Annotated in this window: 27 protein-coding genes; 10 read left to right on the top strand and 17 right to left on the bottom strand. The window is 67.3% G+C overall.

From position 1 onward, the window contains the following. Nucleotides 1-16: 16 nt before the first annotated feature. On the top strand, nucleotides 17-277 hold the full coding sequence (locus AC4JJG_RS08855; protein WP_495400832.1) for an HPr family phosphocarrier protein: 261 nt from the start codon (nucleotides 17-19) through the stop codon (nucleotides 275-277). Nucleotides 278-325: 48 nt separating this feature from the next. On the opposite strand, the gene hflX is transcribed toward AC4JJG_RS08855, so the two are convergent. From hflX to AC4JJG_RS08835, 4 genes are all read right to left on the bottom strand, one after another. Then, the gene (gene hflX / locus AC4JJG_RS08850; protein ID WP_495400833.1) at nucleotides 326-1,834 is read right to left on the bottom strand and encodes a GTPase HflX; all 1,509 of its coding nucleotides are present in this window, start codon (nucleotides 1,832-1,834) and stop codon (nucleotides 326-328) included. A gap of 75 nt (nucleotides 1,835-1,909) precedes the next feature. Next, the gene (gene dapF / locus AC4JJG_RS08845; protein WP_495400834.1) at nucleotides 1,910-2,797 is read right to left on the bottom strand and encodes a diaminopimelate epimerase; all 888 of its coding nucleotides are present in this window, start codon (nucleotides 2,795-2,797) and stop codon (nucleotides 1,910-1,912) included. 9 nt (nucleotides 2,798-2,806) lie between these two features. Then, a complete protein-coding gene (miaA, locus tag AC4JJG_RS08840) occupies nucleotides 2,807-3,730 on the bottom strand; it encodes a tRNA (adenosine(37)-N6)-dimethylallyltransferase MiaA (RefSeq protein ID WP_495400835.1) in 924 nt (307 codons plus the stop codon). Further along, nucleotides 3,727-4,461, bottom strand: a complete 735-nt coding sequence (locus AC4JJG_RS08835) for a class III extradiol ring-cleavage dioxygenase family protein (RefSeq protein ID WP_495400836.1) — start codon at nucleotides 4,459-4,461, stop codon at nucleotides 3,727-3,729. Before AC4JJG_RS08835 ends, miaA begins: the two co-directional genes overlap by 4 nt. 197 nt (nucleotides 4,462-4,658) lie before the next feature. On the opposite strand from AC4JJG_RS08835, the gene AC4JJG_RS08830 reads away from it, so the two are divergent. Then, on the top strand, nucleotides 4,659-6,065 hold the full coding sequence (locus AC4JJG_RS08830; protein WP_495401030.1) for a DUF349 domain-containing protein: 1,407 nt from the start codon (nucleotides 4,659-4,661) through the stop codon (nucleotides 6,063-6,065). A 13-nt stretch (nucleotides 6,066-6,078) separates the two neighbouring features. On the opposite strand, the gene AC4JJG_RS08825 is transcribed toward AC4JJG_RS08830, so the two are convergent. Together AC4JJG_RS08825 and miaB are read right to left on the bottom strand one after the other, a co-directional pair. Further along, complete coding sequence (locus AC4JJG_RS08825) at nucleotides 6,079-6,711, bottom strand: Rv2732c family membrane protein (protein WP_495400837.1); 633 nt, start codon at nucleotides 6,709-6,711, stop codon at nucleotides 6,079-6,081. Next, complete coding sequence (gene miaB, locus AC4JJG_RS08820; protein ID WP_495401031.1) at nucleotides 6,687-8,297, bottom strand: tRNA (N6-isopentenyl adenosine(37)-C2)-methylthiotransferase MiaB; 1,611 nt, start codon at nucleotides 8,295-8,297, stop codon at nucleotides 6,687-6,689. Before miaB ends, AC4JJG_RS08825 begins: the two co-directional genes overlap by 25 nt. Nucleotides 8,298-8,448: 151 nt before the next feature. Between miaB and AC4JJG_RS08815 the strand changes: the two genes are divergently transcribed. Genes AC4JJG_RS08815 through AC4JJG_RS08800 form a run of 4 tightly spaced genes read left to right on the top strand, consistent with a single transcriptional unit; the run spans nucleotide 8,449 to nucleotide 11,763 of the window. Further along, nucleotides 8,449-9,177 carry an amino acid ABC transporter ATP-binding protein gene (locus AC4JJG_RS08815; protein ID WP_495401032.1) on the top strand — a complete coding sequence of 243 codons (729 nt, stop codon included), beginning with the start codon at nucleotides 8,449-8,451 and terminating at the stop codon, nucleotides 9,175-9,177. A gap of 1 nt (nucleotide 9,178) precedes the next feature. Further along, a complete protein-coding gene (locus AC4JJG_RS08810; protein WP_495400838.1) occupies nucleotides 9,179-10,174 on the top strand; it encodes a glutamate ABC transporter substrate-binding protein in 996 nt (331 codons plus the stop codon). Nucleotides 10,175-10,192: 18 nt separating this feature from the next. Further along, nucleotides 10,193-10,876, top strand: coding sequence for an amino acid ABC transporter permease (locus AC4JJG_RS08805; protein WP_495400839.1), 684 nt, complete (start codon nucleotides 10,193-10,195; stop codon nucleotides 10,874-10,876). Further along, entirely contained in the window at nucleotides 10,873-11,763 is an 891-nt protein-coding gene (locus AC4JJG_RS08800; protein ID WP_495400840.1) for an amino acid ABC transporter permease, read from the top strand. Before AC4JJG_RS08805 ends, AC4JJG_RS08800 begins: the two co-directional genes overlap by 4 nt. Before the next feature lie 31 nt (nucleotides 11,764-11,794). Here AC4JJG_RS08800 and AC4JJG_RS08795 read toward each other — a convergent pair whose 3' ends face one another. From AC4JJG_RS08795 to pgsA, 7 genes are all read right to left on the bottom strand, one after another. Beyond that, nucleotides 11,795-12,319, bottom strand: a complete 525-nt coding sequence (locus tag AC4JJG_RS08795; RefSeq protein WP_495400841.1) for a regulatory protein RecX — start codon at nucleotides 12,317-12,319, stop codon at nucleotides 11,795-11,797. Between the two features lie 20 nt (nucleotides 12,320-12,339). Then, nucleotides 12,340-13,383, bottom strand: a complete 1,044-nt coding sequence (gene recA / locus AC4JJG_RS08790; protein WP_495400842.1) for a recombinase RecA — start codon at nucleotides 13,381-13,383, stop codon at nucleotides 12,340-12,342. Nucleotides 13,384-13,660: 277 nt separating this feature from the next. After that, nucleotides 13,661-13,855 carry a DUF3046 domain-containing protein gene (locus AC4JJG_RS08785; protein WP_495400843.1) on the bottom strand — a complete coding sequence of 65 codons (195 nt, stop codon included), beginning with the start codon at nucleotides 13,853-13,855 and terminating at the stop codon, nucleotides 13,661-13,663. A gap of 10 nt (nucleotides 13,856-13,865) precedes the next feature. Beyond that, nucleotides 13,866-15,038, bottom strand: coding sequence for a glycosyltransferase (locus tag AC4JJG_RS08780; protein ID WP_495400844.1), 1,173 nt, complete (start codon nucleotides 15,036-15,038; stop codon nucleotides 13,866-13,868). A 79-nt stretch (nucleotides 15,039-15,117) separates the two neighbouring features. Next, nucleotides 15,118-15,927, bottom strand: a complete 810-nt coding sequence (gene pspA / locus AC4JJG_RS08775) for a phage shock protein PspA (protein ID WP_495400845.1) — start codon at nucleotides 15,925-15,927, stop codon at nucleotides 15,118-15,120. Nucleotides 15,928-16,047: 120 nt separating this feature from the next. Beyond that, nucleotides 16,048-16,398, bottom strand: coding sequence for a helix-turn-helix domain-containing protein (locus AC4JJG_RS08770; RefSeq protein ID WP_495400846.1), 351 nt, complete (start codon nucleotides 16,396-16,398; stop codon nucleotides 16,048-16,050). 145 nt (nucleotides 16,399-16,543) lie between these two features. Then, nucleotides 16,544-17,203 (bottom strand): CDP-diacylglycerol--glycerol-3-phosphate 3-phosphatidyltransferase, encoded by a 660-nt coding sequence (gene pgsA, locus AC4JJG_RS08765; RefSeq protein WP_495400847.1) that lies wholly within the window; start codon nucleotides 17,201-17,203, stop codon nucleotides 16,544-16,546. 200 nt (nucleotides 17,204-17,403) lie between these two features. Here pgsA and AC4JJG_RS08760 point away from each other — a divergent pair, with 200 nt between their 5' ends. Both AC4JJG_RS08760 and AC4JJG_RS08755 read left to right on the top strand, forming a co-directional pair. Continuing rightward, nucleotides 17,404-17,949, top strand: coding sequence for an amino-acid N-acetyltransferase (locus AC4JJG_RS08760; protein ID WP_495400848.1), 546 nt, complete (start codon nucleotides 17,404-17,406; stop codon nucleotides 17,947-17,949). 19 nt (nucleotides 17,950-17,968) lie between these two features. Beyond that, entirely contained in the window at nucleotides 17,969-18,268 is a 300-nt protein-coding gene (locus AC4JJG_RS08755; protein ID WP_495400849.1) for a YciI family protein, read from the top strand. Nucleotides 18,269-18,274: 6 nt separating this feature from the next. On the opposite strand, the gene AC4JJG_RS08750 is transcribed toward AC4JJG_RS08755, so the two are convergent. Continuing rightward, a complete protein-coding gene (locus tag AC4JJG_RS08750; protein ID WP_495400850.1) occupies nucleotides 18,275-19,267 on the bottom strand; it encodes a TerC family protein in 993 nt (330 codons plus the stop codon). Between the two features lie 235 nt (nucleotides 19,268-19,502). On the opposite strand from AC4JJG_RS08750, the gene AC4JJG_RS08745 reads away from it, so the two are divergent. Next, complete coding sequence (locus tag AC4JJG_RS08745; protein ID WP_495400851.1) at nucleotides 19,503-19,928, top strand: MmcQ/YjbR family DNA-binding protein; 426 nt, start codon at nucleotides 19,503-19,505, stop codon at nucleotides 19,926-19,928. 9 nt (nucleotides 19,929-19,937) lie between these two features. Here the strand turns inward: AC4JJG_RS08745 and AC4JJG_RS08740 are convergent, their stop codons facing one another. Further along, nucleotides 19,938-21,122 carry a cytochrome P450 gene (locus AC4JJG_RS08740; RefSeq protein ID WP_495400852.1) on the bottom strand — a complete coding sequence of 395 codons (1,185 nt, stop codon included), beginning with the start codon at nucleotides 21,120-21,122 and terminating at the stop codon, nucleotides 19,938-19,940. Nucleotides 21,123-21,278: 156 nt separating this feature from the next. Here AC4JJG_RS08740 and AC4JJG_RS08735 point away from each other — a divergent pair, with 156 nt between their 5' ends. After that, complete coding sequence (locus tag AC4JJG_RS08735; RefSeq protein ID WP_495400853.1) at nucleotides 21,279-21,830, top strand: TetR/AcrR family transcriptional regulator; 552 nt, start codon at nucleotides 21,279-21,281, stop codon at nucleotides 21,828-21,830. Between the two features lie 15 nt (nucleotides 21,831-21,845). On the opposite strand, the gene AC4JJG_RS08730 is transcribed toward AC4JJG_RS08735, so the two are convergent. Continuing rightward, complete coding sequence (locus AC4JJG_RS08730; RefSeq protein WP_495400854.1) at nucleotides 21,846-24,842, bottom strand: FtsK/SpoIIIE family DNA translocase; 2,997 nt, start codon at nucleotides 24,840-24,842, stop codon at nucleotides 21,846-21,848. 100 nt (nucleotides 24,843-24,942) lie between these two features. Then, nucleotides 24,943-25,575, bottom strand: coding sequence for a TIGR03085 family metal-binding protein (locus AC4JJG_RS08725; RefSeq protein ID WP_495400855.1), 633 nt, complete (start codon nucleotides 25,573-25,575; stop codon nucleotides 24,943-24,945). Nucleotides 25,576-25,582 lie beyond the last annotated feature (7 nt).

Below are 25,582 nucleotides of genomic sequence, written 5' to 3'. Positions count from 1 at the left end.
CACAAGAGGAGAGAAAATGCCCAGCACCACCGTCGCCGTCGGCTCCGCCGTCGGACTGCACGCCCGACCCGCCACCTTGATCGCCGAGGCCGCGGCCGCCGAGGACAGCCCGGTGACCCTGGCCGTCGAGGGCGGTGAGCCGGTGGACGCCGGTTCGGCGCTGATGATCATGACGCTCGGCGCCGAAAAGGGCACCAACGTCGTCGTCACCGCCGACGACCAGGACACCGTCGACCGGATCGCGGCGCTCGTCGCCAAGGACCTCGACGCCGAATAGGACCGGACTCGATACGCGGTCTACGCCGCGTATCGAGCTCACCGACGGTCAGCCGGCGGGTGATACCTCGAGATCGGCGAGTGCACCCGCGAGGGCCGAGGGCACGCGAACACGCATGAGAGTGCCGTCCGCCGTGTGCTCGGCCGACAGCACCTCCCCCTCGGAGTGGATGCGCGACACGACATCTCCGCGTGTGAACGGCACCTCGAGGGTGAGTTCCACGTCGGAACGCCCGATGAACTCCCGAACCCGTTCGAAGAGTTCGTCGAGGCCTTCGCCGGTCCGCGCGGACACAAACACCGCATCGCCGAGAGCGCCACGCAGTTCCGTCATGCGCACGGCATCGATCGCGTCGATCTTGTTGACCACGAGCAACTCCGGCGGCGGGGCGACCCCCTCCTCGGCGACGATCTCGTTGATGACCTGACGAACCGCCGAGATCTGCTCGGTGGGAAACGGATCCGAACCGTCGACCACGTGCAGGACGAGGTCCGCGTCGACGACCTCTTCGAGCGTGGACCGGAACGCCTCGACGAGCTGGGTCGGCAGATGCCGCACGAATCCGACGGTGTCGGTGAAGACCACCGCTCGTCCGTCATCGAGGGTGGCCCGTCGCGTCGTCGGATCGAGGGTGGCGAACAGGGCGTCCTGCACGAGCACACCGGAACCGGTCATCGCGTTGACCAAGGACGACTTGCCGGCGTTCGTGTATCCGGCGACCGTGAGCCGCGGGACCGCATTGCGTTCGCGGGCCGCGCGCTTCACCGTGCGTGACTTCTTCATCCCGCGGATCTCGCGGCGCAGCTTGGCCATCCGCTCACGAATGCGCCGACGATCCGTCTCGATCTTCGTCTCACCCGGGCCGCGCAGACCGACGCCGCCGTTGGCGCCCGCACGACCACCGGCCTGCCGGGACATCGACTCACCCCAGCCACGCAGACGCGGCAGCATGTACTCCATCTGCGCGAGCGAGACCTGGGCCTTGCCCTCCCGCGAGGTCGCGTGCTGGGCGAAGATGTCGAGGATGAGTGCGGTCCGGTCGATGACCTTGACCTTGACCACCCGTTCCAGAGCGGTGAGCTGAGCCGGGGTCAGTTCGCCGTCGCAGATCACGGTGTCGGCGCCGGAGGCGAGAACCGCCTCGCGCAACTCCTCTGCCTTGCCCGAGCCGATGTACGTCGCCGGGTCCGGTTTCGATCGGCGCTGGATGAGTGCTTCGAGGACCTGCGAGCCCGCGGTCTCGGCGAGGGCCGCGAGCTCGGCCATGCTGGCCTCGGCCTGGGCGGCGCTGCCCTCGGTCCATACACCGACGAGCACCACCTGTTCGAGGCGGAGCTGCCGATACTCGACCTCGGTGACGTCGGTGAGTTCGGTGGACAACCCGGCAACGCGTTGCAGGGATGCACGCTCGGATAGTTGAAGTTCACCGGTCGTCGGCTCGGGGGTGGTGCGTCCGGGAGTCGCGGCGGGTGCGGTCGGAAAAATGGTGTCGTCATCGGAGCCGGGCACGGACGGCCGTTCGGTCTCGGTCACGGACACTGCTGCTGATTTGGTCATACAGGATCCATGATGTCACGCCGGCGAATCGCAGGTCACCTCAATTACCCGGCGGCCGGAGACCCCGTGACGGCGTCAGGCGTTCCAGCCGACGCGGAATTCGCCGTCGGCGACCAGCCGCGACGGTCCGCGCAAATAGCTGCCGGAGGCATCGATGCCGACCTCGACCGCACCACCGGGGATGGTGATGTGGAGGACCCCGGTGTCACGTGCGCGCGCCGCGAGGACGGCGGCGCCGGCCGCGACCAATCCGGTTCCGCAGCTCCGGGTCTCCCCGACCCCGCGCTCGAACACCCGCATCGCCGCCGGTAGCCGCCCGGTTTCGTCGGCGTCTCCCGCGGGCGTGATGATCTCGACGTTGGCACCGTTCGGGAACGCCGCCGCGTCGATCGCCACTCCACCGGTGAAGTCGATGTCGGCGAGTCCGGACTCGGTGAGATCCGTGACGACGCAGGCCAGGTGCGGGTTCCCGACATCGACCATGATGCCGCCGTACTCGGTGCCCGCGATCTCGACGACCGACGTGCCGTCGATGCGCACCGGCCCCATCGAGACGGTGACGTCGGCGGACACGTCGTCGAAGCGGTGCACGACCACGGGGCGCGCCCCGGCCCGGGAGCCGACCGTGAACTGATCGTCGGTGACCAGACCGGACGCGCGCAGATGGTGGGCGAACACCCGGACCCCGTTGCCGCACATCTCGGCGATCGATCCGTCCGCGTTGCGGTAATCCATGAACCAGTCGTCGGGTGAGACCCCGGTGGGCAGTGCGTCGAGAACCCCCTGCGCGACGAGTGCGCCGGCCCGGACGACACGCAGCAGTCCGTCGGCACCGATGCCGCGCTGCCGATCGCACAGGGCGGCGACCAGATCGTCGGTGAGGTCGATGGTCGCCGCCGGGTCGGTGACGATCACGAAGTCGTTCTGGGTGCCGTGTCCCTTGACGAAGCGCAGTCTGTCCACGTGACCAGACTACGAGGTGGGAGCGCCGAGCACCCGCATCGCCGCATCGACGAGGTCATCGGTACCGGCGTCGAGCCAGGTGATCCGATGATCCCGCCGGAACCAGGAGCGCTGCCGCCGGACGTAGCGCCGCGTTCCGATGAAGGTCAGCTCCTCCGCGGTCGCCAGGTCGTGGTCGCCGTCGAGTGCGGCCAGCACCTGTGCGTAGCCGATGGCCCGCGAGGCGGTCACCCCCTCGCGTAATCCGACGTCGCAGAGCGCACGGACCTCGTCGACGAAACCGTCGGCGAACATCTGCCGGGTGCGGAGGCGGATCCGTTCGTCGAGGAGTTCCGTGTCGCGGTCCAGTGCGATGATCCGCGTCGACCAGCGGGGCTCACCGATGACCGGGGCGGATGCCGCGAACGGTTCGCCGGTCAGTTCGACGACCTCCAGGGCACGGACGATCCGTCTGCCGTCCTTCGGCAGGATGGTGCCGGCCGCCTGGGGATCCACCGCGGCGAGACGCCGGTGGAGTTCGCTCACCCCGACCTCGGCGAGCAGCGCCTCGTACCGTGCGCGCACCTCGGGGTCCGTCGCGGGGAACCGCCAGTTGTCCAGCAGCCCCTGGAAGTACATCATCGAGCCGCCGACCAGCACCGGCGTGACGCCCGCTGCCAGGAGGTGCTCGACATCCGCCCCGGCCGCGGCCTGATAGCGCGCCACCGTGGCCGTCTCGGTCACGTCGAGCACATCGAATTGGTGGTGGGGGATCCCGCGTCGTTCGGCGGGCGGTACCTTGGCGGTCCCGATGTCCATCCCCCGGTACTGCTGCATCGCGTCGAGATTGACGATCTCGCCGCCGAGTCGTTCCGCGATGTCCAGTGCCAGATCCGATTTGCCACCTGCGGTGGGGCCGACGATCGCCACCGGCACGGGTCGTTCCGCGATCATCGGACCGACCATCTCGCGACCGTGTAGCCGACACCGAAAGGTGCTGCCGCATAGAGTGTTTCGACGCCGATCTGATCGTCCGCGCACAGGCCCGCGACGACCTGCCACGGGGCGCGACCCGACACACCGTGCCGCGCGCAGGTCACCGGATCCAGTGCCCGCAGAGCGGCGACGTCACCGGAGTTCAGGGCCGTATCCACGTGTTCCTGCAGTTCGACCGCCGCGGTCACCAGTCCCCCGCCGGGGGCGCGCGGCGACAGAGAGATGGCGCCGTCACCGACCACCAGAACGCCGATCGGATCGACGTCGGCCTCGATCCGCGCCCGTAATCGCGCTCCCTCCTCGAGGCAGTCGGCGGTGGCGGCGTCGGCGTCGACGAGCAACGGCGTCACCTCACCGGCTCCGGTCTGTCCGCGCAGCCACGCGGCGATCAGCATCGACAGCGGCAACTCCGGATCGTCGGCGAACCGGACGGCTCGCTCGCCGAGTGCGACCCGGACATCCACGCCATAACGCGCAAAGTTGCCCGTCGACGGGCAGACCCCGCCGGACTCCTCACCGGTCTGCGCGTCGCGGATACCGATGGCGACCCACCGGTCGGCAAGCGACCGCAGACCGGCCGCGGCGGTCAGCGCCGCGACCCGCACGGGCTCGGTGTCGGACGCGCCCGGACCGGCTAGTTCGGGCACCAGCAGGGGCGCACTCGGCACGAATACCACGGACGCCAGCACGGTGTACGACGCTAGCCGAACGCATGTCCCGCGGAGCGGGCGGACTACGCCGAATGTCTCGCACACTCCCCACGGTCCGGCCTGACCTGCTTGAATGGTGGGAACCCGTGCCGATCACCTCGTGAAACGGCAGGGGAATCGATGGACCGGCAGCCGTGACGCGCGGCACCAACCTGCGGGAGAAGGGGCCCCTGCACATGACGAACGAGAACGATCAGACCGCCGAAACCACCACTGGGCCAGCAGAATCGGCAGTGCCTGCACCACCCGCGAACACCGCGCCGGCAACCGCTGCGAAACCGGGCCCCAAACCCGGTCCCCGCCCCGGACCGCGTCCGGGCCCCCGCCCGACCGATGCCGTGTCGACCCCGGCGCCGGTACCGCACGGCGACCCGCACCGCTTCGGCCGGATCGACTCCGACGGCTGCGTGTGGCTGATCACCTCGTCCGGTGAACGACAGATCGGTTCGTGGCAGGCGGGCGGCACCGAGGCCGGACTCGCACATTTCACCCGCAAGTTCGACGACCTGGCCACCGAGGTCGAGATCCTCGAGGAACGCCTGTCCGCGCGGTCCGGTGACCCACGCAAGACGCAGACCGCGGCACGTCACCTCCTGGAGCAACTGCCCGAGGCCGCGGTCATCGGTGACGTCGACGCCCTGCACGCCCGTCTCACGGTCATCGTGGAGAGCGCCGACGAGGTGGCCGACTCGTTGCGGACCGAACGCGACGCGGCCCGCACGGCGGCCACCGCCCGCAAGGAGGAGCTCGCCGCCGAGGCCGAACAGATCGGGGCGGAGTCAACGCAGTGGAAGGCGGCCGGCGACCGGTTGCGCGCCATTCTCGACGAGTGGAAGACGATCAAGGGTGTCGATCGCAAGACCGACGACACGCTCTGGAAGCGCTACGCCAAGGCGCGGGACGCCTTCAATCGCCGTCGTGGCGCGCACTTCGCCGAACTGGACCGTGAGCGGGCCGGCGCCAAGTCACGCAAGGAAGAACTGATCACCCGCGCCGAGGAGTTGTCCGGCTCCACCGACTGGGGACCCACCTCGGCTCGCTTCCGCGAGCTGCTCGTGGAGTGGAAGGCCGCGGGCCGGGCGCCCCGCGATGCCGACGAGGCCCTGTGGCAACGGTTCAAGGCAGCGCAGGACGTGTTCTTCGCCGCCCGCAATGCGGCGACAACGGAGCGCGACAACGAGTACGCCGCGAACGCAGCGGCGAAGGTCGCGCTGCTGGAGGCCGCCGAGAAGGCGATCGATCCGTCCACCGATCTCGACGGCGCGAAGCGCGAGTTCCGGAACTTCCGCGACAAGTGGGATGAACTCGGCAAGGTTCCGCGCGAGCAGATGGGTGCGCTGGAGGCGCGCGTCCGATCGCTGGAGAAGCGGGTCCGCGACGCCGAGGACGCGCAGTGGCAGCGCACCGATCCGGAAGCCCAGGCACGGGCGGCGCAATTCGCCGATCGTGCGGCCCAGTTCGAGGAACAGGCGATCAAGGCCGAGGAGCGCGGTAAGGCCAAGGATGCGGCAGCCCTCCGGGAGCAGGCGGCTCAGTGGCGCGAATGGGCCAGCGCGGCCGAGAACGCCCTGACCGACCGCTGACCCGCCGAACGTCTCAGTCGTCCGCACCGGCCTTCGGGTCGTCGTCGTGGCCGGGCAGTCGCTGCAACGACCGTGCGAAGTCCTCGCGGGCGGCCGCCTCGGCGCGCCGCTCCTCCTCCAGCGCCAACTGGTAGGTGGAACGGGCCCACACCAGTCGCGCCCAGTGGAAGCTCAGGACGAACACCGCAAGCCAGCCGACGATGAGGCCGATGCCGACACCGCTGGGCGGCTCCACACCGCCGACACCCGGGGTGTTGCGGCTCCACCAGGACAGCAGTCCCGCCACGCAGGCCACGGCACAGCCGCACAGGGCGACCCAGGCCAGCACCCAGCGTCGACTCAGCAGGGCCAGCGTCGACGCACCGATGCCGAAGATCAGCACCAGGTAGACGAACACCCGCGACGGAATCGCGATGCGTTCCGCGTCGGCGGCGGCCGACGAGGTGAGCACATCGATACCGGACGCGGATCCGGTGTGCGGCAAGACGAAGGACAACATCGCCAGCAGCACCGCGACCGCCACCACGACACCGCGCAGACCCGGATCGATCTCCCCGGCGACCTTGCGCTCGGCCTTCTTCAGATCGCCCTCGAATGCGGCGAACCGGTCCGACTCGGCCATCACTGACACCCTCCTGCTCCACATGCATTCGCCTCGGGCGCCGCGGGCGCGGCGCCGATCGTCGGCATTCCCAGGCCGACCCCGACAGGGGCCGTCGTGGGGAGTTGACTAGCCTCGTGCGCGTCTCCGGCACGGGTACGTCGATGTGAGTTCACCCCGGCATCGGCGACCAGATGGTGCGGCGCCGCCCCGGTGATCGTCGTCGTGATCACGTCACCGGGCCGAATAGGCCGTGACTCACCGATGCTCCGGGACTCAACACCTTCCGCCGACCGGTCGACAGCGAAGTGAACCAGCCGACCGTCGCGGGCGCGTCCGGTCATCCGCCGGGTCTCCGCCGATTTACGGCCGCTGTCGGCCACGACCAGCAACTCCACCGGGGTGCCGACGAGCCGCTCGTTCTCGGTGAGACAGATATCCTCCTGCAACGCGATGAGCCGCTGATAACGCTCCCCGACCACCTCGGGTGGCACCTGGTCCTCCATGGTGGCCGCGGGTGTTCCCGGCCGCGGCGAGTACTGGAACGTGAACGCACTCGAGAATCGCGCTGCCGCAACCACATCGAGGGTCTGCTGAAAATCCTCTTCGGTCTCACCGGGGAATCCGACGATGATGTCGGTGGTGATGGCGGCGTGCGGCATGGCGTCACGCACCTTGTCGAGGATGCCCAGGAACTTGCTCTGCCGGTAGCTGCGCCGCATGGCCCGCAGCACCCGGTCCGAACCGGACTGCAGCGGCATATGCAACTGCGGGCAGACGTTCGGTGTCTGCGCCATCGCCTCGATGACGTCGTCGGTGAACTCGGCCGGATGCGGCGACGTGAACCGCACGCGTTCCAGTCCGTCGATGGTTCCGCACGCCCGGAGCAGCTCGGCGAAGGCCCCGCGATTGCGCGGCTCGTCCGGATCGGCGAAGGACATGCCGTAGGCGTTCACGTTCTGACCGAGCAGAGTCACCTCGAGCACACCCTGGTCGACGAGTGCCTGGACCTCGGCGAGCACATCACCCGGCCGGCGATCGACCTCTTTTCCACGCAGCGACGGCACGATGCAGAACGTGCACGTGTTGTTGCAGCCCACCGACACCGACACCCAGCCCGAGTAGGCGGAGTCCCGTTTGGCCGGGAGCGTCGACGGGAACCGTTCGAGCGCGTCGAGGATCTCCACCTCCGCCGCCTCGTTGTGGCGGGCCCGATCCAGCAGCGCGGGCAGGGAACCGATGTTATGGGTGCCGAAGACGACATCGACCCACGGTGCCTTGCTCAGCACCGTGTCCTTGTCCTTCTGCGCCAGGCAGCCGCCGACCGCGATCTGCATGCCCGGCTTCCGACTCTTGACCGGTGCCAGATGCGACAGATTGCCGTAGAGCTTGTTGTCGGCGTTCTCCCGGATCGCGCAGGTGTTGAAGACGACCAGATCCGCTTCCGCATCCTCGTCGGCGGGCACATATCCGGCGGACTCGAGAAGGCCCGAGATCCGTTCCGAGTCGTGCACATTCATCTGACAGCCGTAGGTCCGGACCTGATAGCTCCGGACCGGCGTGTCGTCATGGACGGGCAACTCGATACTCACTCCATCCAGGGTACTGGCCTGCGCAAATCGGCTCGGCATCCCCGTGCGCGGCTCTTCCCGGCTCATGTCGTGACAAACTGTCGCGCAATTGTTTCCTGCCGAAACGAGACGTGTACGTGCGGCAGCACTAGTGTTTCCCACTATGACCGATTCGACCAACGCTCGCTCCTCGGCATCCGGGTCACAGCCGATGATCGAGATGAAGGACGTCCAGAAGCACTTCGGCTCGCTGCACGTTCTGCGTGACATCAATCTGGAAGTCCCGGCGGGACAGGTGGTGGTGGTGCTCGGCCCGTCGGGCTCCGGCAAGTCCACTCTCTGCCGGACCATCAACCGACTCGAGCCGATCGACAGCGGCGAGATCCGCATCGAGGGCAAGCCCGTTCCCGAGGAAGGTCGCGACCTCGCACGGCTGCGTGCCGATGTCGGCATGGTCTTCCAGTCGTTCAACCTGTTCTCGCACAAGACAATCCTCGACAACGTGATCCTCGCGCCGACCAAGGTGCGGGGCACCAGCAAGGACGAGGCCACCAAGCGGGCGATGGAACTGCTCGACCGGGTCGGCATCGCCAGCCAGAAGGACAAGTATCCGGCGCAACTCTCCGGCGGACAGCAGCAGCGCGTGGCGATCGCGCGCTCTCTCGCGATGAACCCGAAGATCATGCTGTTCGACGAGCCGACGTCGGCCCTCGATCCCGAGATGGTCAACGAAGTCCTCGACGTGATGGTCTCCCTCGCCAAGGAGGGCATGACCATGCTCGTCGTGACCCACGAGATGGGCTTCGCGAAGAAGGCAGCCGATCGCGTCATCTTCATGGCCGACGGCGCCATCGTCGAGGATTCCGATCCGGAGTCGTTCTTCGCCAATCCCGAATCCGACCGTGCGCGTGACTTCCTCGGCAAGATCCTGGGGCACTGATATGCGAAAAACCAGATTCGGCGTCGGCATGGTGGCGGCGGTGGTCGCACTCCTGGCCGCCTCCGTGACCGCCTGCGGCAACACCGATCCACGCAATCTCATCGAGTCGATTCGTAACGGCTCGGTCGTGCTGGGCACCAAATACGACCAGCCCGGGCTCGGCATCCGCAACCCGGACAAGTCGGTGACCGGTTTCGACCCGTCGGTGTCGACATTCGTCGTCAATCACATCGCCGACGAACTGGGTGTGAAGCACCCGAAGATCACCTGGCGCGAAACCCCCTCGGCGCAGCGCGAGACACTCATCAACAACGGTGAGGTCGACATGATCGCCGCGACGTACTCGATCACCTCGGCCCGCAAGAAGAAGGTCGACTTCGCCGGCCCGTACCTCGTCAACTATCAGGGACTGCTCGTCCGCGAGGACGACAACTCGATCAACACCCTCACCGATCTCAGCAAGGGCAAGAAGCTGTGCTCGGTGACCGGTTCGACGCCCGCGCAGAATGTAAAGGCTCAGCTCCCGAATGTTCAGCTGCAGGAATATGACTCGTACTCGTCGTGTGTGGAGGCGCTCCGCCGGGGCAAGGTCGACGCGCTGACCACCGACGAGGTGATCCTGGCCGGATACGCCGCGTTCTTCCCGGGCGAGTTCAAGCTCGTCAGCATGACGTATCCGAAGGACGCCTGCGTGAAGGACGCCCTGAAGAAGGCGGGCACACCGTTCTCCACCGAGTATTACGGCATCGGCATGGCCAAGGAGTATCCCGCCGCCGTGGCCAAGGTCAACGGCGCCCTCGATGCCATGCTCACCAAGGGACCCGACGGTAAGTCTCCCTGGGACAAGGCATTACGCGACGCCCTGGGCAACAAGACGGTCGACGAGATGGCCGCGCGTGCCGAGACCCCCGATTCGAAGTACAAGTTCATGCCGAAGCCCGGGGATCTGTCGTTCCTGGACTCGAAATCCACGCCCTGCCCGCCGGGCCTGAAGTGATGAGGAAGGAGGCCGACAATGAGTGAACTCTGGGAAAGCATGGGGCCCGAGCTGTGGCCCGCGTTCTGGGTGACGCTGAAACTCACCTTCTTCTCCGCCATCGGCGCCTTGATCTGGGGCACCATCCTCGCCGGCATGCGGGTGTCGCCCGTTCCGGTGATGCGGAAGTTCAGCGAGCTCTACGTGAACATCGTGCGCAACACGCCGCTCACGCTGATCGTCATCTTCTGTTCGGTGGGCCTCTACCAGAATCTGGGTCTCGCCCTGGCACCCGACAATGAGAACTTCATCGAGAACAACAACTTCTGGCTCGCCGTTCTCGCCTTCGTCCTCTATACCGCCACCTTCGTCTGCGAAACCCTGCGTTCCGGTTTCAATACCGTGCCGCTGGGTCAGGCCGAGGCCGCACGCTCCCTGGGCCTCACCTTCCCGCAGGTCTTCGGCATCGTGGTGCTGCCACAGGCCCTGCGTGCCGTGATCGGCCCGATGGGCAGTGTGCTGATCGCACTGACGAAGAACACCACCATCGCGTCGGTGATCGGTGTTGCCGAGGCCTCGCTCCTGATGAAGGAGGAGATCGAGAGTTTCGCCGACCAGATCGTCCCGATCTTCGTGATCATCGCGGTCGGATTCATGATCATCACACTGGCCGAAGGGTTCATCTTCGGCTACCTGGCCAAGCGACTGGCGGTGAAGCGATGAGTGCCGATGCGACCGTTCTCTATGACGCTCCGGGGCCCCGGGCGCGCATACGCAACCGGATCACCGCGGTGGTGTTCATCGCCATCGTCGTGGCGGTCCTGGCCTATGTGATCGTCGCCCTCGCCGGCAACGATCAGCTGACGGCCGAGAAATGGGATCCCTTCGTCAAGGGCACCACCTGGACCACCTACATCCTGCCCGGCCTGTGGGGAACGCTGAAGGCGGCGATCCTCTCGATCGTGCTGGCGCTCGTCCTCGGCGCGGTCCTCGGCATCGGCCGGCTCTCCGACCATGCATGGGTGCGCGGCATCTCGGCGGTGTTCATCGAGGTGTTCCGCGCGATCCCCGTGCTGATCCTGATGATCTTCGCGTATTACCTGTTCGCGCAGTATGCGGTGTTCCCGTCGTCGCAGCTGGCGTTCGCGGCGGTCGTCACCGGTCTGACGCTCTACAACGGATCGGTCATCGCGGAGATCCTTCGATCGGGTATCAACTCGCTTCCGAAGGGGCAGACCGAGGCCTCCATGGCTCTCGGCCTGCGCAAGGGCCAGATGATGCGCATGATCCTGCTGCCGCAGGCCGTCACCGCGATGTTGCCGGCGTTGGTGTCACAGATGGTGATCGCCCTCAAGGACAGCGCTCTCGGTTACGCCATCGGCTACGTCGAGGTCGTGCGCTCCGGCATCCAGTCGGCCTCGTACTACGGCAACTATCTGCCGGCGCTGATCGTGGTCGCCATCGTGATGATCCTCATCAACTTCGGATTGTCTTCGCTGGCAACGTATCTCGAACGACGTCTCCGCCAGGGGCGCCGCAAGTCGGCCGTCGCACCCATCGACGAACTCGAGATGGTCGAGGAGAACATGCCCGGTATGGGCGGACGCTAAATCAGGCTATCCCGACGCGGCTGCTGATCGATTATCGATCGGCGGCCGCGTCGAGTGCTTCGGTGACCACCGAGATGGCCATCGCCTGCGGGTAGCCGCGGCGCAGCAACATCCCGGTGAGACGCCGGAACAGGGTGTCGCGCATGGCCGGGTCCTCCTGCAGACGTTCCCGCTGCATCGGGGTGAGCTTGCGCGACACCAACTCTGCCGCGACGCCGCGCTCGGCATCGGGATCCACCTCGTCGAGAGCCTCGGCGATGATGGTGGCCGAAACCCCTTTCGCCTTCAGTTCCTGACGGAGGGCAACACGCCCACGCCCGGAGTAGGTGTGACGCGAACGCACCCATTCGGATGCGAACTCGGCGTCGTCGACAAGATGGTGCCGGTCCAGGCGGGCCATCACGTCATCGATGGTGTCGGCGTCGAATCCCTTGCGGGACAGACGGTCCTGGATTTCACTGCGGGAGCGAGCACGAACCCCGAGGAGTCGCAGCGCAGCATCCCAGGCGCTGGGACCGGACCGCTCCTCCTCGGGGTTCGTTGTCGAGCTACTCATGAACAGATCGGGAGCGGCGGTCAGAACTCGACCGGTGCCGGCGCGATCTCGTCGGCATCGACGACCGCACCGATCCCCAGCTTCTCCTTGATCTTCTTCTCGATCTCATCCCGGATGTCGTCGTTCTCCAGCAGGAACTTCCGGGCGTTCTCCTTGCCCTGCCCCAGCTGGTCGCCCTCGTAGGTGAACCATGAACCGGACTTACGGATGAAGCCCTCGGCGACACCCATGTCGATCAGCGAGCCCTCCTTGCTGATGCCCTGGCCGTAGAGGATGTCGAACTCGGCCTGCTTGAACGGCGGCGCGACCTTGTTCTTGACGACCTTGACGCGGGTGCGGTTGCCGACCGCGTCGGTACCGTCCTTGAGGGTCTCGATACGCCGGACATCCAGTCGCACGGACGAATAGAACTTGAGCGCCTTACCGCCGGTGGTGGTCTCCGGCGAGCCGAACATGACGCCGATCTTCTCGCGGAGCTGGTTGATGAAGATCGCGGTGGTCTTCGAATTGTTCAGCGCCGAGGTCATCTTGCGGAGCGCCTGGCTCATCAGGCGGGCCTGCAGGCCGACGTGACTGTCGCCCATCTCACCCTCGATCTCGGCGCGCGGCACGAGCGCGGCGACGGAGTCGATGACGAGGATGTCCAGGGCGCCGGAGCGGATCAGCATGTCGGCGATCTCCAGCGCCTGCTCACCGGTATCGGGCTGCGACACCAGCAGGGCGTCGGTGTCGACACCGAGCTTCGCCGCGTAATCCGGGTCGAGCGCGTGCTCGGCATCGATGAACGCCGCGATGCCACCCTGCGCCTGCGCATTGGCCACGGCATGCAGCGCGACGGTGGTCTTACCCGAGGATTCCGGACCATAGACCTCGACGACGCGGCCGCGCGGCAGACCGCCGATGCCGAGCGCGACATCCAGTGCGATGGAGCCGGTCGGGATGACCTCGATCGGCTGCCGCGTCTCCTCACCGAGACGCATCACCGATCCCTTGCCGAAGTTCTTGTCGATCTGGGCGAGGGCGAGGTCGAGTGCCTTCTCGCGATCCTGCGGCGCTGCTGCCATCGGTTTCTCCTCCGAGTCGTCTGCCGGCGGTCCGGCAGGTGGGGTCTGTGTCGGTCGTTTGATCTTGTGCTCGGCACGCTATCGGGACGGTCCGACAAGTTTCGGTACGTGCTGATCGTCTGCTGTTCTGTTGGACGCGTCCGTCTCGCGGCCGGTTCCCATCAACAATGAACGAACATGTGTTCGAGGGCAAGCCCGACACGCGGGCGAGGACACCGATCGAGCCGACGGCGACCACATGGGCCCGGGACGGACCGGTGGATCCGCTTCGGCCGGGTCACCAGCGCTCGCGGGGGACATCGAAGTCCCGGCACAGCGCGACCCAGACGTCACGGGGATCGACGCCGTCGTCGATGGCCTGGGCTGCGGTACGTCCGCCGAATGCGGTGAGCACATGGTCGACGAGCATCGAATCCGCCGATGTCTCACCGAATTCGGTGGTGACGAGTTCGGAGAATTCGGTCAGGCGCATGATTCCGAGGCTACCCGCGACCCGCAGCCAATCGCCGCTCGACGATCTCGACGGGATCGGCGACCTGGGTGACCGAGCGTGCCGCCGAACGGGCGGCCGCGGCATGCGAGGGGTCGGTGAGCACCTGCCGCACGGCGTCGGCCAGGCGGACGGTGTCGACGGGCCGAACGAGACGGCCCGCGCCCTGCCGTTGCACGCGATTGGCCAACTCCCACTGATCGCCGCCCCCGGGGACCGTCACCACCGGCACCCCCGCCGACAACGCCTTCGCCAGCATGCCGTGGCCTGCTCCACAGATCACCAGATCGGCCTCCGGCAGGAGTTCGTCCTGACGACCCGTGCCGACGACCACCCGGTCGTCGGCCACCACGCCCTCGGGCGGATGGAGAGCCGAAACCACCACGCGCACCGGGAATCCCAGCGATTCCTCGGCCAGGGCCGACAGCGCGACACGCGCCATGTCCGGTGCTCCGGTCTCCGCGGTCGACGGGGCGACCACCACCAGCGGACCGGCTCCTCCGGGACGGCGGAACGTCTCGTCGGTCGGCTCCCAGAGCAGCGGCCCGATGAGATGGGTCGACGCGGGCCAGTCCGGCCGGCGCACCTCCAGCGCCGGCAGCGTTGCCACGAACCGCTCGGCCGGCGCGGTGTCGCCGGTCAGTCCGATCGACATGCGCGCGGCGCGACGCTGGCGCTCACCCTGGCGCAGTGATCGCCCCGTCGCGGCCCGCATGAGGCGGTCACGGAGTCGTCCGCGCCATCCCTCGCCGCGCGCCAGGCCCGCGCCGATCGGCGGCAGCCCGCGGGACGGACGGTAGAGCGGATGCGGGGACAACTCGATCCATGGCACGCCGGCCAGGTCGGCCGCCCACGCACCTCCGACGGTGATGACATCGGAGACGACGAGATCGACGGCGCGGTCGGCGAGTTCGGGTGCCAGCGCCTGCGCGATACGTGCGGCCCGCGCACTGAGCTTGTCGCCCGCGTCCGCGTCGTCGTCACCGAGCCGGGCATCAAGGCCCGGCAACACCGCCACGTCGACGTCCCCGACATCGGCATCCGCCCAGCGGCTTCCGGTGTAGACCACGACGCGGTGACCCGCACCGACAAGTCGCTCCCCCAGCGCGAACGCCGGAAACGCATGTCCCGCATCGGGTCCCGCCACAATCGCAATGAGTGCCATCAGTTGTCCGCCCGCCGACGAGAAGACCCGCAGCACGCCGGGCGTGACTGCGGGCCTTGCTCGGTCCGATCGATATCCGTCAGTTCGTCGACTGCGGGGGCTCGGTGGTCGGCTGCGACGGCTGGGCCGCCGGGTTGGGCGCCGCGGTGTTGCCGGATGCCGGCAGCGATCCCTGCATGCTGGAACGGATCTGCTCGAGACGGGCATGTCCGGCCATCTGCACGCCTGCCTGCTCGACCTCCTGCATGCGTCCCTGAACGGTGTTCTTGGCGAGCTCGGCCTGCCCGAGCGCGTTCGCGTACCGCCGCTCGATCTTGTCCCGTACCTGATCGAGGTTCGGGGTGTTGCCCGGTACGGCCAGCTCGCTCATCTGGTTCAGCGAGGCGCTGACCTGCTCCTGCATCTTGGCCTGCTCCAGCTGGCTGAGCAGCTTGGAACGTTCGGCGAGCTTCTGCTGCAGCATCATGGCGTTGCGCTCGACGGCCTGCTTCGCCTGCTCGGCCGCCTGCAGCGACTGATCGTGGAGACCCTTGAGATCCTCGACGCTCTGTTCGGCGGTCACCAACTGTGCGGCGAAGGCCTCGGCCGCATTGGTGTACTCCGCGGACTTGGCCGCATCGCCGGCGGCGGTGGCCTGGTCGGCGAGCGTCAGCGCCTGGCGGGTGTTCGCCTGCAGCTTCTCGATCTCCTCGAGCTGACGATTGAGCTTCATCTCCAGCTGGCGCTGATTACCGATGACCGAGGCAGCCTGCTGGGACAACGCCTGGTGCTGACGCTGGGCGTCCTCGATCGCCTGCTGGATCTGAATCTTCGGATCTGCGTTCTCGTCGATCTTCGCGTTGCCGAGTGCCATCAGGTAGCGCCACAACTTCACGAACGGATTCGCCATGCTTGAAGTCAACTCCATTCATCTATGTCCACAACAATTGTCCACGCCGGGAGTCAGCCCGGGATCTGTACCCAATCTAGCGGGTATGGGCGCTGGATGCGGTACGCGGCCGAACCCCGATCACGCAGCCGCGAGGGTCGTCGGTGCGGGGTGCGCGCCGGGAGCCGGGATGACCAGCTTCGCGTCCAGCGACCCCACGTCTCCGTCGACGGCAGCGACCGGTTCCGCATGGACCACATCGGGGCGCAACGCGTGTCCTACGTCCAGCAGAAGGTCCGCGATCTCCACATCGAGTGCATCGCAGATCGATGCGAGCAATTCGCTCGACGCCTCTTTCTGTCCGCGTTCGACCTCGGACAGATATCCGAGACTCACCCGGGCATCGGTGGACACCTCGCGCAGTGTCCTGCCCTGCTCGGTGCGAACCCGCCGCAAGCTGTCGCCGAGCGCTTCACGCAGCAGTATCGCCATCGCGTGTCCTCCTCACTGGCACTCGTGTCCACGGACCGGGCAGACACCCGATCTCGTCTGGTCAACGCGGGGACGGCACACATGGTTCCCACGACGAACCGTGACGACGACAGTAGTCGAAGATCGGCGACCGCGCGTCCCCCGGTCAGACCCGGTTCGGGCGGGCGCGGCGACGCAACCGGATCGCCTGCCACACGTACTCGAGCCCGGTGACCACCGTGGCGACGACCGCAAGGCCCATCACCACCGCCGCGGCGACATGCCACGGCCCCGACAGCGGCAGGAGGAACAGTCCGATGGCGATGGCCTGCAGCAGGGTCTTGAGCTTGCCGCCGCGGCTCGCCGGGATCACCCCGTGCCTCAACACCCAGAAGCGCAGAGCCGTCACACCCAATTCGCGCGCCAGGATCACCGCGGTCACCCACCAGGGCAGATCGCCGAGGACCGACAGGCCGATCAGTGCGGCGCCGATGAGTGCCTTGTCCGCGATGGGGTCGGCGAGTTTGCCGAAGTCGGTGACCAGTCCACGCTGACGCGCGATCTTGCCGTCGAAGCGGTCGGTGATGGCCGCCGCGGCGAAGATGACCGCGGCCGTGATCCGCCATGCGGTGTCGTCACCGCCGCCGATGAACAGCGCAGCCACGAAGAACGGGATGAGCACGATCCGAAAGACGGTGAGCGCGTTGGCGATATTCACCACCGGGACCTCGTCGACCGGATGGGCGATGGGGTCGGGCCGCGGAGTGATCGGCAGACGCCCGGAGTCCTCAGGTGCACCGAGCCGACGCGACGCGCCATCGGTCATGACACGACCTGTGGGGTTCCGACGCGGAATTGCTGGTGACGCACACTGCCAGCCTATCGGCTCTTTCCGGACGCCTCCGCGCCGAGGGTCGGCGCACGGCGTGGATCGTCGGTGAGCGGGTCGGTTCGGCGCCGCTGTTCGCATGTGGCACAACCGCACGCCCGTTCCGGCCGACCGCACCCGCAGGGCAAGATGAGTACATGACACGCGACGACGGCAGCACCACCGCACCCACGGTCGACACCGGGGACACCGTTGCCGTCCGCCGTGCCCGCACCTCGGACATCCCGCGCGTGAAGGAATTGATCGACCAGTACGCCGGTCGCATCCTGCTGGAGAAGAATCTGGTCACGCTGTACGAGGCCGTCCAGGAATTCTGGGTGGCCGAGGTGGACGGCGCCGTCGTGGGATGCGGTGCGCTGCACGTGTTGTGGGCCGACCTCGGCGAAGTCCGCACGGTTGCCGTCGACACCGCCCATTCGGGCCGCGGATACGGCCACCTCCTCGTGGCCCGCCTGATGGAGGTGGCCCGCGAACTCCAGCTCTCCCGGGTCTTCGTGCTCACCTTCGAAACCGAGTTCTTCGGCCGGCACGGTTTCGTCGAGATCGACGGCACCCCGGTCACCCGCGAGGTCTTCGAGGAGATGTGCCGCTCCTATGACACCGGCGTCGCGGAATTCCTCGACCTCAGCTACGTGAAGCCCAACACCCTGGGCAACACCCGAATGTTGGCCACTCTCAACTGATTCGACAGGAGTCACTCTCATGGCGTCCGACGACCGGAAGATCTTCGCCGTGCACTACACCTATGAGCCGGCCAAGGCCGCGCTCCGCGACGAGCATCGGCCGATGCATCGTGAATGGCTCGGCGAAGAACACCGTACGGGCAATGTCATCGCCTGCGGCCCCTACCCCGATGGCAGCGGCGCGCTGATCCTGGTGCGCGCCGACAGCCTCGACGGTTCGGAGGCGTTCCTCGCCAACGACCCGTTCATCGCCCACCAGGCGGTGGACGGTGTACGGGTCGTCGAGTGGACCGAGGTCTACGGGCCGTTCAGCGTCTGAACGGCGTCACCCCGTCGGGTCGTCGGCGCTCGATTTCGCGGTCCGCAGCAGGCTGGCGACCGTCGTGACCACCAGGGTGCCGATGATGACGCCCAGGGACAGCGGTGTGGTGATCTCCGGGACACTGACATGCTCGCCGCCGTTGATGAACGGCAGCGTGTTCTCGTGCAGGGCGTGCATCACGAGCTTCACACCGATGAAGGCGAGGATGAACGACAAGCCGTACGACAGGTAGACGAGGCGATCGAGCAGCCCACCCAGCAGGAAGTACAGCTGACGAAGACCCATGAGCGCGAAGGCGTTCGCGGTGAAGACGAGGTACGGCTCCTGGGTGAGGCCGTAAATGGCCGGGATCGAGTCGAGGGCGAAGAGCACGTCGGTGAAGCCGATGACGATCAGCACCATCAGCATCGGCGTCGCGAGGCGCTTGCCGTTGACGCGGGTGAACAGTTTGTCGCCGTTGTACTCGTCATGGGTGCGGAGCACCTTCTTGACGAAGCGCTCCAGGCGGCTCTCGCGCTGTTCCTCGTGTTCGACCGGGTCGTCGCTCTCCCGCAGCAGTTTCACCGCGGTGAAGATCAGGAACGCACCGAACAGGTAGAACACCCAGCTGTACGCATTGATCGCGGCGGCGCCGACGGCGATGAACGCGCCACGCATGACCAGCGCCATCACGATGCCGAGGAGCAGCACCTTCTGCTGGTATTCCTTGGGCACCGCGAACTTCGACATGATGATGACGAAGACGAAGAGATTGTCGACGGAGAGGGCTTTCTCGGTGACGTAACCGGCGAAGTACTCACCACCGAAGCCACTGCCCCACTTCCACCAGACGAAGCCGCCGAAGACGATCGCGATCGAGATGTAGATCGCGGACCAGGTACCCGATTCCTTGAGGCTGGGTGCGTGCGGCACCCGGACATGGGCGAAGAAGTCGAAGACGAACAGCGCCAGGATCACCAGACAGGTGATGATCCAGACGGTTGGGGACACATGCATCAGACGGATCTCCTCCAGCGCGCAGCACAAGCTTGCGATGCCAGAGGTCTCTCCCGCCGACCGGGAGCGTGATGCCTCCGGCGACCGGCGCATCCGGGTGGCGGGCCGATGGCGATAGGCACCAACGGAATCCGCGACCGTACTGACGAACACGCCGCGAGAAGGGATACTCCCCTCTTCGATCAGGGGCCAGACTAGTGCACATATCCCGATTTGGCACACTACGGTGAGCCACATGGCGAATCGGAACCGGCGCGCACGGGCCACCGACATCCACGATGTCGCCCGGGGCATGCCGCACGTCACCGACGCCGGTTCGACGCCCGAGCGACCGGTCTACCAGGTGGGCGGCAAGTCCTTCGTCTTCTTCCGCACCGCCCGGCCCGATGCGGTCGACCCCGACACCGGGGAGCGGTACGACGATGTCGTCGTGTTCTGGGTTCCGTCCGAATCCGACAAGCTGGCGCTCGTCCGGGACCGGCACTCACCGTTCTTCACCACCGCGCACTTCGACGGCCATCCGTCGGTGCTGCTGCGCACCTCACGGATCGGCGAACTGACGGTCGACGAACTGACCGAGGTCATCCAGGATGCCTGGCTCAGTCGCGCGTCCGCGCGTCGCGCCCGCGTGTGGCTGGACGAGCACGACCTCCGGGACTGACATCGCCGATCAGCATGTGACCGTCAGGGGCAGCGACCGCAGACGCCGGACCAGCAGACTGCGTTCCCAGTCGGCTTCCTCGGGATCGACGGTGAGCTCGGTCGTGGCATCCATGAGCCACTCGACCGCGAGGCGTCCTTCGAGCCGCGCGAGCGCCGCTCCGACACAGAGGTGAATCCCCTTGCCGAACGCCACATGTGGACGACGCGAGGCGACGTCGAGATCGACCGAGTCCGGCGCCTCGTGGTGCGAGGGGTCCCGATTGGCCGCCGCCCACGACAGGTACAGATGGGAGCCGCCGGGCAGAGCGACATCCCCGAGGGCGGTGTCGGCAACGACATGCCGGTAGTGACCACGGAAGGGCGACTCGAGTCGCGCGACCTCCTCGATGAATCGCGGGACCAGCCCGGGCTCGGACCGTAGCCGGCGTTGCAGGTCGGGGTGCGTGCCCAAAAGCCACCCCGCGCTGCCGATGAGGCTCACGGTGGACTCGGCGCCCGCCGCAACCAGTTGGAGAAGAATCAACACGGCGGTGCCGCGCTCAAGGGCACCGTCGTCGACCATCCGCGCCAGATCACCCATGACGTGCTCCCCCGGGACCGCACGGGCGGCAGCGAACGCCCGGTCAAGGTGGTCGCTGAGTTCACCGACAGCCCGCGTAGCCGAGTCGAGCTGGTCGGAGGTGACCACGCCGTCGAGAAGAACGGTTGCGGCAAAGGACCAGCGCACGAGATCGTCGACGTCATAGGCGGGGAATCCGAGCAGCTCGGCGATCACCCGCATCGGTACACGCTGCGCGACGGAGCGAACCCAGTCGATTCCCCCGTCTCGAAGGCCCTCGTCCCACACCGAGCGCAGAGTCTTCGCGATGAAGGGTTCGAGTCGGCTGATGTTCTTGGCCGTCAGCGACGGCATCACCATCGCCCGGTGACTCCGATGCACCGGATCGTCGGCGGTCGCCAGCACATGCAGCGGCGAACCCGGTTCGGCGATGGGAAAACCGGAGATGGAGCCGTCGGCACCCCACACCATCGTCGCGGTGAGGTTGGACGAGAAGTCCTCGGGCCGTCCGACCGCTTCCGCGACCAGATCCCACGACGTCACAAGGTAGAAGCCGGAATCCCCGAGCCGATGCACGGGGTCGCGGCTCCGTAGCTGCGCGAGATACGGGTACGGGTTGTCGAGATCATGCACGCCGTCGAGCGTGTAGTGCCGGACCGGCGCCTGACAATCCCCCGGCGCGAAGTCGATACGCCGTCATGTCGTGTTCCTGCACGCTTGTCTCAGGTCAGCGTGATGACCTGCACGGTTCTCCGGACTCCGAGGGCACTGATGTCTCACACTGAGATCGTGACCGCGGATTGGCTCGTCGACGGCAATCGTTCCGACGCGGCTCGGGCCCGTCTCGTTGCCCGGGCGACGGAGATGATCGCCGGGCACGGCGTGGAGGACTTCACCGTCGACGATCTCGCCCGGTACGCGCACTGCTCACGCGCGACCGTCTACCGGCATGCCGGCGGCCGAGGCGACATCATCGACGCAGTCCTGGCCGCCACCTCGGCTCATGTGGCCGACGCCGTCCGACACGCCACGGACGGCATGACGGGGCGCCACAGGGCGAACACCGCGATCTCGGTTGCGCTCCGTGAACTCCGACGGGACCGGGTGGCCCGGCAGTTCCTGCGCCCGAGTCAGCTGACGCGCACCGCTCCGGCCGTCCTCGCCTCGTCCACCGTCGCCTCTCTCGCGGCCGGGCTGATCGGGATCGACGCCGCCGATACGGTATCGATCCACCTCGCCATCCGGTCGTTTCTGAGCCTGCTGCTGTGGCCCGCGGAACCGGCCGACGAGCAGCAACTCATCGACGCGCTGGTCGCGACGATCCTCCCGGAGTCCGCATGAGGCGCCCGACCGCTCTCACAGGTCGTCGGCGGCGTCGCCGGCGTCGGCGCCACCACCGGTGATCGAGGTGATGACGCCCGCCAGGTCGTCGGGCTTCACCAGCACCTCGCGGGCCTTCGACCCCTCGCTCGGGCCGACGACGCCCCGCGTCTCCATCAGATCCATCAGGCGGCCCGCCTTGGCGAAGCCCACCCGGAGCTTGCGTTGCAGCATCGACGTGGAGCCGAACTGACTCGACACCACGAGTTCGATGGCCTGCAGCAGATCGTCGAGATCGTTGCCGATGTCGCCGTCGATCTCCTTCTTGTCGCCCGCCTTCGCCGCGGTGACGCCCTCGGTGTACTCCGGCTCTCCCTGGTCGCGCGTGTAGTCGACGACCGCGGAGATCTCCTCGTCGGTGATGAACGCGCCCTGCATGCGGATCGGCTTGCCCGCCCCCATCGGCAGGAACAGACCGTCGCCCATGCCGATCAGTTTCTCGGCGCCCGGCTGATCGAGGATGACGCGCGAGTCGGTGAGCGACGACGTGGCGAACGCCAGTCGCGACGGCACGTTGGTCTTGATCAGACCGGTGACCACGTCCACCGACGGTCGCTGCGTCGCGAGCACCAGGTGGATACCTGCCGCGCGGGCCTTCTGGGTGATGCGGACGATCGCGTCCTCGACGTCGCGAGGCGCGGTCATCATCAGGTCGGCGAGCTCGTCGACGATCGCCAGGATGTAGGGGTACGGCTTGTACTCGCGTTCGCTGCCCAGCGGCGTGGTGATCTCGCCCGTGCGGACCTTGGTGTTGAAGTCGTCGATGTGCCGCACCCGGGACGCCTTCATGTCCTGGTAGCGCTGCTCCATCTCCTCCACCAGCCACGCCAGCGCCGCGGCGGCCTTCTTCGGCTCGGTGATGATGGGTGTGATCAGATGCGGAATCCCTTCGTAGGGAGTCAGTTCCACCATCTTCGGGTCGATCAGGATCATCCGCACGTCGTCCGGTGTCGCGCGGGTCAGCAACGACACCAGCATCGAGTTGACGAAGCTCGACTTACCCGAACCCGTCGAACCCGCGACCAGCAGGTGCGGCATCTTCGCCAGATTCGCGCTGACGAAGTCGCCCTCGATGTCCTTGCCGAGACCGATGACCAGCGGATGATGGTCCTTGCGAGTCTTCGGCGCGTTGAGCACATCGGCGAGGCGCACCATCTCGCGGTCGGAGTTCGGCACCTCGATGCCGACGGCCGACTTCCCGGGAATCGGCGCGAGCAGCCGGACGTTGTCGGTGGCCACCGCGTACGCGATATTGCGTTGCAGCGCAGTGATTTTCTCGACCTTGACGCCCGGCCCGAGTTCGACCTCGTAACGGGTGACGGTCGGACCGCGCGTGTAGCCGGTGACCGCCGCGTCGATCTTGAACTGCTCCAGCACCTCCCCGATGCGCTCGATCATCTCGTCGTTGGAGCGCCCGCCGGTCTTCGGCGGCTCACCGTCGACGAGCAAGGTCGTCGGCGGCAACTGGTAGTCGCCCTCGGCGGCCGGACGAGAGACGTCGGCGGCCGCTGCGACATCGGTGGTCTCGGCGGACGGCGTCTTCTTCGCCGACGATGCGCGGGGCGTCGTCTTCGCCGCGGCGGCGACCCGCCCGGCGGTGGCACGCTTCGGGGCGGCCGATTCCGTTGCACCGGAGGCATCGTCGAGGTCGCCGAGTTGTTCGGTGACCTCGTCGTCGAAGGACACCGTGTCGGCGGCCGCGAACTCGGCGGCATCGACATCGACGGGCGGACGGCGACGTCGGCGCCGCGACGGCTCGGGATCGGGTGGGTAGTTGTCGTAGGGGTCGGCCGAGTAGCCGGAGCGACGATCGAACACCTCGGTGGGCGCATCCGCGTCGTCCCGGCCACGACGGCCGTAACCGCCGGCGTCGTCGAAGTCGTCGTAGTCCGCGGCGTACTCGTCATCCCAGGGCGCAGCCTCGTCCTCGTCGGCGTCGTCGTACCGGGGGCGGGCAACGCCGAGCCCGAGATATCCGGCGGTCAGATCGGCGACCTCGCGGACCGTCCGGCCGCTGAGGATGAGGGCTCCGAAGGCGATGCACAACACCAGGACCGGGACGGAGATCCACGCGGTGACGCCATTCGTCAGGGGTGTACCCACCGCGAATCCGAGGAACCCGCCCGCGCGCGAGCGTTCGGGGAAGTCGACCGGCGCCCCCGCGACGAGATGCACCAGTCCGAGGATCGGCAGCACCAGCAACAGACCGGCACCGAGGTAGCGTGCGCGGCGCTCCGGGTTCGGCGGACGACGCATGAGGATGACGGCGAGCGCGACCAGTGCGAGCGGCATAACCACCGCCCCGACACCGACGATCGCCCGGAACAGGGCATCGATGAACGCACCGACCGGCCCCGCCGCACCGAACCACACGCTCGCGGCCACCAGCAGCGCGAGGGCCAGCACGGCGAGTGCGACGCCGTCACGCCGATGGGTATGACCGGACAGATCACGTGGCTGCCGGGGGGCGGGCCGTCGCGGGCGCCCGTCCTCGGCGGCGTCGTCCTCCTCGAGGAGTGGACCGTCGAGATCGAAACCCTCGTCCCCGAGATCGTCGGCCTGATCGTCCTCGCCGACCACGCGCACATCGTGTCCGTCCGGGCGACCGCCGCCGGCTCGCGCCAGGCTGCCCACACCTCGGGCCATCAGCGACCAGCCGGCGCCGAGACCACGCCCCACCGCCGAGGCACCACTGCCCGCCAGCGACTTGCGATGCAGATCTGCCGACTCCACGGCGCGTGAGCCGGAGCCGCGCGACGAACCCGTCCGCGTCCGCCCCGCACTCGCCCGCTGGGGCGAACCCTGACGGGCCGCACTCTGCCGGGCCGATGTCTTTTTCCGCTGAGAAGTACCCGTCCGGCCACTCGACGTGCGTGTCCCCCGCGCCCCGGACTTCGTGGTCGAGCCCGCCGAACGCGTCGACGACGTACGCGCCGACGTCTTCCGGGCACCCGTGGTTGCTTTCGAAGCCATGCGGACAGACTAGTCTCCCGGCGTCCCGTCAGTCACACAGGCAACACTGGCAACGCGCGGTATGTGTCGGATTCGTAACCGTACGGCCTCGACGCGGGGGTCAGAAGCCGCGTTTCGCGGATTTCACCGCACCGACCGCTGCCTCGTCTCCCGCGAATTCCACGGCGACGGGCTCCCGCCCGAACGCGAAGAGCACCAGCTCACCCGGCGTTCCGGTGACATTGACCTGTGCTCCCTGACCACCGGACACGACGTCGGTGCCGTCCGGGGTACGCAGCGTGGTCGTCGCGGGCGAATTCTTGAGCGACATCCGGCCGATGGTCTTCGCCGGGGTGATCAGGGCTGATTCCATCTCGGGCGACAGTTCGCGTGGCGTCCACGTCGCATCGGCGGGGGCCGCACCACGGAGCACGTCCTCGTGGTGGACGAACATCTCGGCGAGATTCGCCCATCGGTCGACCAGGAAGAACGGCGAGTACACCGGAGGACCGGACGCCAACTGATCCAGCAACTCCGTCCATGGCTTCGTCGCGGTCGACGCCCGCACCCGCTCCGTGTAGCCGGCGAACGGCTTCAGCATGATGCCGGGCCCGGTGTCGGGTCGCCGCTCGCGCACCACGAGATGCGCGACCAGGTCCTTGGTGGTCCAGCCGTCGCATAGCGTCGGAGCATCGGGACCGACGGCCCGCAGGGTGTCGACCAGGGCGGCACGTTCGTCTTGAGCGAGAGTCACGTCTCCC

Source organism: Gordonia sp. B8661-1 (assembly GCF_059427765.1).
The sequence above is the reverse complement of the archived record's forward strand: the minus strand, read 5'-3'. Positions and strand labels throughout refer to the sequence as shown.